The organism is Inquilinus sp. (assembly GCF_039594555.1).
Lineage (GTDB): Bacteria > Pseudomonadota > Alphaproteobacteria > DSM-16000 > Inquilinaceae > Inquilinus.
Map to the genome: position 1 here is coordinate 1 of NZ_JBCNNF010000347.1, position 7,341 is coordinate 7,341.

Below are 7,341 nucleotides of genomic sequence, written 5' to 3' on the forward strand. Positions count from 1 at the left end.
GTGCCGGGGCCACCACCGAGTTCCACAGCCGCTCGACATCGCCGAAGCTCAGCAGCCGGGCGGTCGGCTTGATCTCGCCATAAGCGGCCAGCAGCTCCCGCGCCCGGTCCGCCAGCCAGGCCGCCTAGCGCGCCACCATCGCCTCGCCGTCGCGGCGGCTGGACAGCGGCGCGTCAGGCCCCATGGCGAAATGCGGCCCGGCCTCGCCCGCCGGCGGCAGGCGCGAGACGTCGACGCAGTCCGGCTCCACCGCCCAGAGCTGCGAGGTCTCGATCCGCCCGGCATGGTCGCCGCGCGACGGCCCCTGCCCGTCGATGCCCTCGCGGTCGGCCTCGAAATCCGGCAGCGACAGCAGCCGGGCGCCGATATGGGGCTGGATCAGCCCGACCATGGTCTTCAGGTCGCGATAGTTCTGGCCGTAATGGCCGGTCAGCAGGATCACCGCCTTGAAGCCGATGCGGTCGGCGGCGCGCAGCTGGTAGCAGATGTTCTTGAAATGCTGCCAGGGCGGCAGCGCCGTCAGCCAGTCGCGCGCCACCTCCCCGACATGGGTGCGAGACCAGATGGCGTAGTCGCCGACCTCATGAATGTGCCAGTAATCCGGTGGCGCGACGATGCCGCCGCCGCGCCGGGCCGCGGCGCAGGCGATGCCGTGGGCCTTCAGCGCGTCCAGCCCAGTGGCGTTGTGCGGCCCGTGCGGCTCGCACAGCCCATAGGTCAGATACAGCACCGGTGCCTCGGAGAAGCGGCGCTCCAGCTGATCGGGGAACATCCGCTCCCAGCGGACCTCGTCCATCGTATCCCTCCGTTCGCGACCCGCGACCCGCGACGGCGGGACGGTGGGTCAATCCTGGACGCCGCTGCGCAGCCGGTCGAGCGCCGCCGACAGGTCGCGCGCCAGATGGTCGCGGTCGGACGGGGCGAGGAAGCCGCCGATGGCGAAGCGCTGGCCGTGGCTGGTCAGGGTGATCCGGTTCTGGCCGACCTCGCTGCGGTCGACCGCGACCCGCAGCCAGTACGGCTGCAGCTCGATCCGGTGCGACACGCCGCGATGGTCGCCATGCTCGATCACCAGCCGGTCGGCGGTCAGGCGCAGGCTCTCCCAGCTGCGCCCGGCCCGGCGCAGGTTCAGCCGCATCAGGAAGAACAGCAGCAGTGCGTCGAGCCCGTAGAAGCCGAAGACCGGCCAGGCGCCGAGCATCAGGAACAGCACGCCGTTGAACAGGCTGGTGACGCCGACCACGCCGATCACCAGCCAGAAGCCGACCGGCCCCAGGCTGCGCTTCGGCCGCAGCAGCCGTTCGAACAGGATCGGTCCGCGATCCTGCATGGCGGCGCCGTGGCCGCCGATCCGGGTGAGGCTGCTGCTGCGCATGGCTGTGAGCATAGTCCGCGGCAGCATGGTGGCAATGGCCGATGGCGCGACCCGTGAGGCCTCGCTAGGCTGCGGCGCATGAAGCCAGCCGCGATCGACACCTTCTACGCCCGACTCGCCGCCCGTATGCCGGAGCCGCAGACCGAGCTGCAATACAGCAGCCCCTTCACCCTGCTGGTCGCCGTGGTGCTGTCGGCCCAGGCTACCGATGTCGGAGTGAACAAGGCGACCGGGCCGCTCTTCGCCGTGGCCGACACGCCGGCGAAGATGGCGGCGCTGGGGGTGGAGGGGCTGTCGCGCTACATCCGCACCATCGGCCTCTACAACATGAAGGCGAAGAACGTCATCGCCCTGTCGGAGATCCTGCTGAAGGAGCATGGCGGCGAGGTTCCGCGCGACCGGGAGGCGCTGGAGGCGCTGCCGGGCGTCGGCCGCAAGACCGCCAATGTGGTGCTGAACGTCGCCTTCGGCGAGCCGACCATCGCCGTCGACACCCATATCTTCCGGGTCGGCAACCGCACCGGCCTGGCCAAGGGCAAGACCCCGGACGCGGTGGAGAAGGTGCTGGAACGGGTGACGCCGGACCGCTGGAAGCTGCACGCGCATCACTGGCTGATCCTGCACGGCCGCTACACCTGCAAGGCGCGGAAGCCGCTGTGCGAGACCTGCGTCGTCGCCGATCTGTGCGAATGGCCGGAGAAGACCATTCCTGCGTGAGAGATGGCGAAGGCTGCCTCCCGGGGCATGGGGAGGCAGCCTTCCATCCGCCCGGCCGGACGGCGGGTCGGCCGGGCGAATGGTCTTACTTCAGGACGAAGTCGCCGGCGCTGAGATCGGCCGCGTGCACGCCTTCGAACAGGATCTGGTTGCCATGGCCGAGATCCAGCACCGCGCCGGCCGAGCTGTCGCTGAGATGCGCCAGCGTGTCGAAATGGCTGCCGAAGCCCAGCAGGTCGATCACATCCTCCTTGGCCGAGAAGTCGGTGATGATGTCCTGGCCGCTCTCGGAGGCGTGGAACACGAACTTGTCGGCGCCGCCATTGCCGGTGAGGGTGTCGCTGCCGTTGCCGCCCTCGATCCGGTCGCCGGCATTGCCGCCGATGATGCGGTCGTTGCCGTCGTCGCCGAACAGCTGGTCGGCGCCGGTGGCCGCCGTCGCCGTGGTGGTGAAGGCCTGGATGAAGTCGTCGCCCGTGCCGCCATGGCTGATATCGGCGGCGGTGTCGCTGCCGATGATCCGGTCGTTGCCGGCGCCGCCGAAGACGGTGTCGCCGACCGCGTCGTTCCAGGCGATCACATCGTCCCCGGCATCGCCGAAGACGGTGTCATGCCCGGCCATGCCGCCGATATGGTCGGCCCCGGCGCCGCCATGGACCACGTCGTCCCCGGCCCCGGTGTTGATGGTGTCGTCGCCGGCGCCGCCGGACAGGCGGTCGGCCCCGCCGCCGCCCGAAATCGTGTCGTCGCCATTGCCGCCGGCGATGCGATCGGCGGCATCGCCCCCGATCAGCGTGTCGCTGCCGTCGCCGCCGAACAGCTGATCGCCCGCGGTCGCCGCCGCGGCTGTGGTGGTGAAGGCCTGGATGAAATCGTCGCCGGCGCCGCCATGGCTGATGTCGGCCGCGGTGTCGCTGCCGATGATCCGGTCATCGCCATTGCCGCCGAACACGGTGTCGCCGGTCGGGTCGTTCCAGGCGATGGTGTCGTTGCCGTCGCCGCCGAAGACCAGGTCGTGCCCGGCCATGCCGCCGATCGTATCGTCGCCGGTGCCGCCGAACACGACATCGTCGCCGGCGCCGGTGTTGATCGAATCATTGCCGGCGCCGCCGAAAAGATGGTCGTTCCCGCCCTGGCCGGCGATGGTGTCGTCTCCACCCTCTCCGAACAGAGTATCGCCCTGATCGGTGCCGGTCAGCGTATCGGCACCGCCGGTTCCATGGACTGTGGTCATTGCCTGCTCCCGAAGATGTCACAACGAGAGCACCAGGGTCCGGCCGGCGGATGACCTGTCCATGTCAGAGCGCGGCAATCGCGTTTCAGGTGAAAGCGGGCCGCGACGACGCCCGCCGCGGCCCGTGGATCAGGCGGCGGATCCCGCCCGCTGGCTTGCGGCCCGGCCCGGCCCGGCCAGGACGGCCAGATGGGCCCGGGCGATGCCGAGCTTCTTGACGACGGAGGTGCCGCTCTCGATGCCGTGGAACAGCTCCTGCCGCTCCGACAGGGCGTCGATCATCCGGTCGGCATAGCTCTGCCGCGGCCGGGCGCGGGCGACCGCCCGCAGATGGGCCAGCCCGGCCGGATCGGCCAGGTCGGCGCCGAAGGAATCGGCGATCTCCCCGGCCAGCGCGGCTTCGAACCAGGGCAGCAGCCGGGGATGGGTCAGGACCGCGCCGAACAGCGGATCGTCGCGATAGCCGTGCCAGCGCGTGGTCAGGCGCCGGGCCTCGTCATCGCCGACGCTGGCGAGATCCTTGAACGAGCTGCCGCCGCCATGCCGGGTGACGGCGGCGACGCGCTCGGCCGAACGCAGCCCCAGCCGGTCCGCCACCCGCTGCCGGTACGCCGCATCCAGGACCCAGGCGTTGTAGCCGATCAGGGACAGGCCCGGCACGGCGCCCTCGGCATAGGCCTTCAGCCAGTCACGCTCGGCGAAGAGCTGGCGCAGGATCATCACCAGGTCCAGCCGGGCCAGACGCTTCCGGTGCATCAGGCTGGCGGTGAGGTTCAGCGGGTCGCGCAGGAACAGCAGGTCCACCCGCTGGCCGCCCGTCGCGCGCTGCATCTGCCAGGCGGCCTCGAGCCCGAGCCGCGTCACGCCCTCATAGTTGAAGATCGAGGTGCCGTTCGCGCCCTTGCCGCGCGCCGCCGGGCCGCTGACCGACCGCAGATGCGCCCGGATCGGCTCGCCGATCACGACGTTGTTGACGAAGGCCGCCGGCGTGTCCCGGTTCTGCCGCAGCCAGCGCACGAAGGCATGGTGGCCGGATCGCTTGGTGGAAATGACGTTGATGAATTCGAGACCCATCCTCGCCCGCTCTCCCTCGGTTGACGGATGAAGTGCCCTGCCCTGTCGTTCCGGGCGACGTCCGAAGCGCCGCCGGCGGCCGGCTTGCTGCCGGCGCCGCCATCCTTACAGGAAAGTAAGGAAAGCCTAAACGGTCATGTTCGCCGCAGGCGCGGGTTCGGGTCCCCGCGGCTGCCAGCCGGTGTGTCGTGGCCGTGCCTGCCGCACCATTCAGGCCGGGGGATCCGCGATCTCGTCATAGCCGCGGTTGAGGAACTCGATGAGGCAGAGGCCATGACCGAACGGGTCGGCCAGTTGCGCCAGCCGGCCCCACCTTGCGGTGCGGATCGCGCCCTCCGCGACGGCGCCGGCCGCGACCGCCCGCGCCTGCGCCGCCTCGACATCGTCCACCACCACGTCGAGATGCACCGGCGTCCAGTGCCGGGCGTAGTCGCGGCGGCTGTCGCCGGCGCCGATGGTGCCGGCCGGCTTGCGCAGCAGGTAGAGCGGCGCGGGCCAGCCGGTCAGCTCCACCACCTCGCCGCCGAAGCGGCGGCCGACGGTGAGGCCGAAGGCCGCGGTGTAGAAGGCGACCGCGGCTTCGAGATCCGGCACGTCGATGTTGACCAGCAGCGCCATGGCGTCCCCTCCCCCTCAGCCCGCCGTCTGCTACCGCGCCAGCGCCTCCGCCTCGAGGGCGCCGAGCGCGGCGGCGAAATCGGTCATGTCGGCGGTCAGCCGGGCCAGGCCCTTGGTCGGCTGCAGCGTCGCCTCGTCCATGTATAGGGCCCGGTTCAGCTCGACCTGCAGCGCGTGGATGCCGGCGCGCGGCCGGCCATAATGCCGGGTGGTGAAGCCGCCGGCATAGGGCGTGTTGCGGGTGACGGCATAGCCGCGGCCGGCCAGCCACTGCTCCGCCGCCTCGGTCACCGCGGCGGCGCAGGAGCTGCCGTAGCAGTCGCCCAGCACGACGTCGACGGCGCGGCCGCCAGGCGTGCGCGAGGCGCCCTGCGACGGCATCGAATGGGCGTCGATCAGGATCGCATGGCCGAAGGCGGCGCGGGTCTCGTCGACCAGCCGGCGCAGCGTGGCATGGTACGGGGTGTAGAAATGCTCCACCCGCTCCACCGCCTCGGCGAAGCGCAGCTTGCCGCGGTAGATGTCCTTCCCCTGGGCGACGATGCGGGCGATGGTGCCGAGCCCGGCGACGACCCGCGGCGAGCGGGTGTTGACCCAGCCCGGCAGCGCGTCGTCGAACATCTCGGGGTCGAGCTCATAGGCCTCGCGGTTGACATCGAGGAAGGCGCGCGGGAACAAAGCGCGCAGCAGCGGCGCGCCGCGCTCCGGCACCTGGCCGAAGATCTGGTCGACGAAGCCGTCCTCGGAGCGGCGCAGGGTGTGGGGGTCGAGCTTCGCCGCGGCCAGGAACGACGGCGGATAGTCGCGGCCGCTGTGCGGCGAGGCGACCACCACCGGAAGGCGCCGGTCCTGCGGCAGGGCGATCGCCACCGCGTCGGACGCCGGCGACTGCGAGGCGACTTGACCATCCATATCACCGTCATATCCCAGCGCCCCCGGGCTGTCGACGGCGGCCATCGCCGCGGCCGGCGGGCCTGTTCGGCGGCGGGCTCGGTTTGATGCTTGCGCCCCCCGGTCGATGATGCTACATCGGCGCTCCCCGCGGACGACCGGCTTCGGCCGTCCTTCCCGGTAACGGGCGCGTAGCTCAGCGGGAGAGCACTACGTTGACATCGTAGGGGTCACTGGTTCAATCCCAGTCGCGCCCACCACCGGAACCCAAGAAAACCAAAGAGTTTGGCGTGGTCTCCCCCTCCGGGGGATATGTCGTTCTGCGCAGAACAGCGCAGGAACGCTCTGACACATTGGCACATCTTTGACACATGGATGTTCCGGTTTCGTACATCCCGGCTGATCGAGTGCGGCATGATGCCGAAGCAGGTCCACGTGCGGTGGGGCACAGATCCATCCAGATCACCTATGACCTGTACGGGCACCTGTTCGATCAGCGGGACGCGGATCGGAAGAGCGGGGCGGCGCTGGAAAGGGAGCTTCTACCCAGATTATAATGAGTGCGCATGGCATAGGCGTCTTCGCGCCGGTACATTATGCAATAATGATGGATGGATTTTATGCGGCCAACCATTGCAGCTTTAGCATTCTTCGCGTTTTCCGGCATCGCGCTAGCAGATGAGCCGACATCGACAACTCCGCTTCAAGATGTTGGTCTGATTCGAAGTGGCGTGGAATCGTGTCGCTCGGAGCTGGCGGACGCCGCCAGGCTCACATGCTTCGATGAGCTTGGCCGGCGTATCGTAGGAGCGCCAGCACCGACGGCCTCCGAGACTGCCGGGAACTGGGATGCTAGCGCCGATGTCGACCCACTGACAGATGCTAAGCAATATTACCTTCAACTCAAATCATCAAACCAGGTTCCAACAATGTTTGGCCAGATGCAAAGCGCGATATTATTCATCCGCTGCAAAGGAAGCACTACGGCCGCATTTGTCATTTGGCCCGCCTATCTTGGAATCGGCGATGACATTTCCGTGCGTTATCGGATTGATGAAGGAGAAGTAGAACGCGGAAATTGGAGCGCGTCGACTGAGGGCAAAGCTGCTGGCCTCTGGAATGGCAGCAAGGCAATCCCGTTTCTCAAACGGTTGGTTGGGGCCAAGAAGTTGGCTTTGGCAATGGCCGGATATCAGTCTGCAGAGCAAACAGCGACCTTCGATCTTTCCGGTATCGACGAAGCGATCAAACCACTGCGCGAGGGCTGCAAGTGGTGATCTCCAGACGATCGGCCAGACGGTGAGCTAAGTCATTGATTTCGGCCGCCGGCTAAGGGGAATCATAATCCCTTGGTCGGGGGTTCAAATCCCTCCCCAGCTACCATCGAATTTCCTGAATGTTCCCGCGGATTTCCGCGCCGGGACAAGGGCTT

At 68.5% G+C, this 7,341-nt stretch carries 8 protein-coding genes and 2 tRNA genes; 4 read left to right on the forward strand and 6 right to left on the reverse strand.

Going from position 1 to position 7,341, the window contains the following annotated elements; all coding sequences use genetic code 11:
• Positions 1-124 precede the first annotated feature (124 nt).
• Positions 125-796, reverse strand: coding sequence for a creatininase family protein (locus ABDW35_RS27865; RefSeq protein WP_343717117.1), 672 nt, complete (start codon positions 794-796; stop codon positions 125-127).
• A gap of 48 nt (positions 797-844) precedes the next feature.
• Positions 845-1,375, reverse strand: coding sequence for a DUF2244 domain-containing protein (locus ABDW35_RS27870; protein WP_343717118.1), 531 nt, complete (start codon positions 1,373-1,375; stop codon positions 845-847).
• A gap of 78 nt (positions 1,376-1,453) precedes the next feature.
• Here ABDW35_RS27870 and nth point away from each other — a divergent pair, with 78 nt between their 5' ends.
• The gene (gene nth / locus ABDW35_RS27875) at positions 1,454-2,092 is read left to right on the forward strand and encodes an endonuclease III (protein WP_343717119.1); all 639 of its coding nucleotides are present in this window, start codon (positions 1,454-1,456) and stop codon (positions 2,090-2,092) included.
• An 85-nt stretch (positions 2,093-2,177) separates the two neighbouring features.
• Here nth and ABDW35_RS27880 read toward each other — a convergent pair whose 3' ends face one another.
• The 4 genes from ABDW35_RS27880 to ABDW35_RS27895 all read right to left on the reverse strand — a co-directional run bounded on the left by ABDW35_RS27880 (position 2,178) and on the right by ABDW35_RS27895 (position 5,930).
• Complete coding sequence (locus ABDW35_RS27880; RefSeq protein WP_343717120.1) at positions 2,178-3,326, reverse strand: calcium-binding protein; 1,149 nt, start codon at positions 3,324-3,326, stop codon at positions 2,178-2,180.
• 129 nt (positions 3,327-3,455) lie between these two features.
• Positions 3,456-4,400 carry a hypothetical protein gene (locus ABDW35_RS27885; protein ID WP_343717121.1) on the reverse strand — a complete coding sequence of 315 codons (945 nt, stop codon included), beginning with the start codon at positions 4,398-4,400 and terminating at the stop codon, positions 3,456-3,458.
• A 210-nt stretch (positions 4,401-4,610) separates the two neighbouring features.
• The gene (locus ABDW35_RS27890; RefSeq protein WP_343717122.1) at positions 4,611-5,018 is read right to left on the reverse strand and encodes a VOC family protein; all 408 of its coding nucleotides are present in this window, start codon (positions 5,016-5,018) and stop codon (positions 4,611-4,613) included.
• A 30-nt stretch (positions 5,019-5,048) separates the two neighbouring features.
• On the reverse strand, positions 5,049-5,930 hold the full coding sequence (locus ABDW35_RS27895; RefSeq protein ID WP_343717123.1) for an N-formylglutamate amidohydrolase: 882 nt from the start codon (positions 5,928-5,930) through the stop codon (positions 5,049-5,051).
• Between the two features lie 164 nt (positions 5,931-6,094).
• On the opposite strand from ABDW35_RS27895, the gene ABDW35_RS27900 reads away from it, so the two are divergent.
• The 3 genes from ABDW35_RS27900 to ABDW35_RS27910 all read left to right on the forward strand — a co-directional run bounded on the left by ABDW35_RS27900 (position 6,095) and on the right by ABDW35_RS27910 (position 7,292).
• Positions 6,095-6,169 (forward strand) — tRNA-Val (locus ABDW35_RS27900).
• A 360-nt stretch (positions 6,170-6,529) separates the two neighbouring features.
• On the forward strand, positions 6,530-7,186 hold the full coding sequence (locus tag ABDW35_RS27905; RefSeq protein WP_343717124.1) for a type VI secretion system-associated protein TagO: 657 nt from the start codon (positions 6,530-6,532) through the stop codon (positions 7,184-7,186).
• Positions 7,187-7,211: 25 nt separating this feature from the next.
• Positions 7,212-7,292: transfer RNA gene (locus ABDW35_RS27910), tRNA-Leu, on the forward strand.
• Positions 7,293-7,341: the final 49 nt, after the last annotated feature.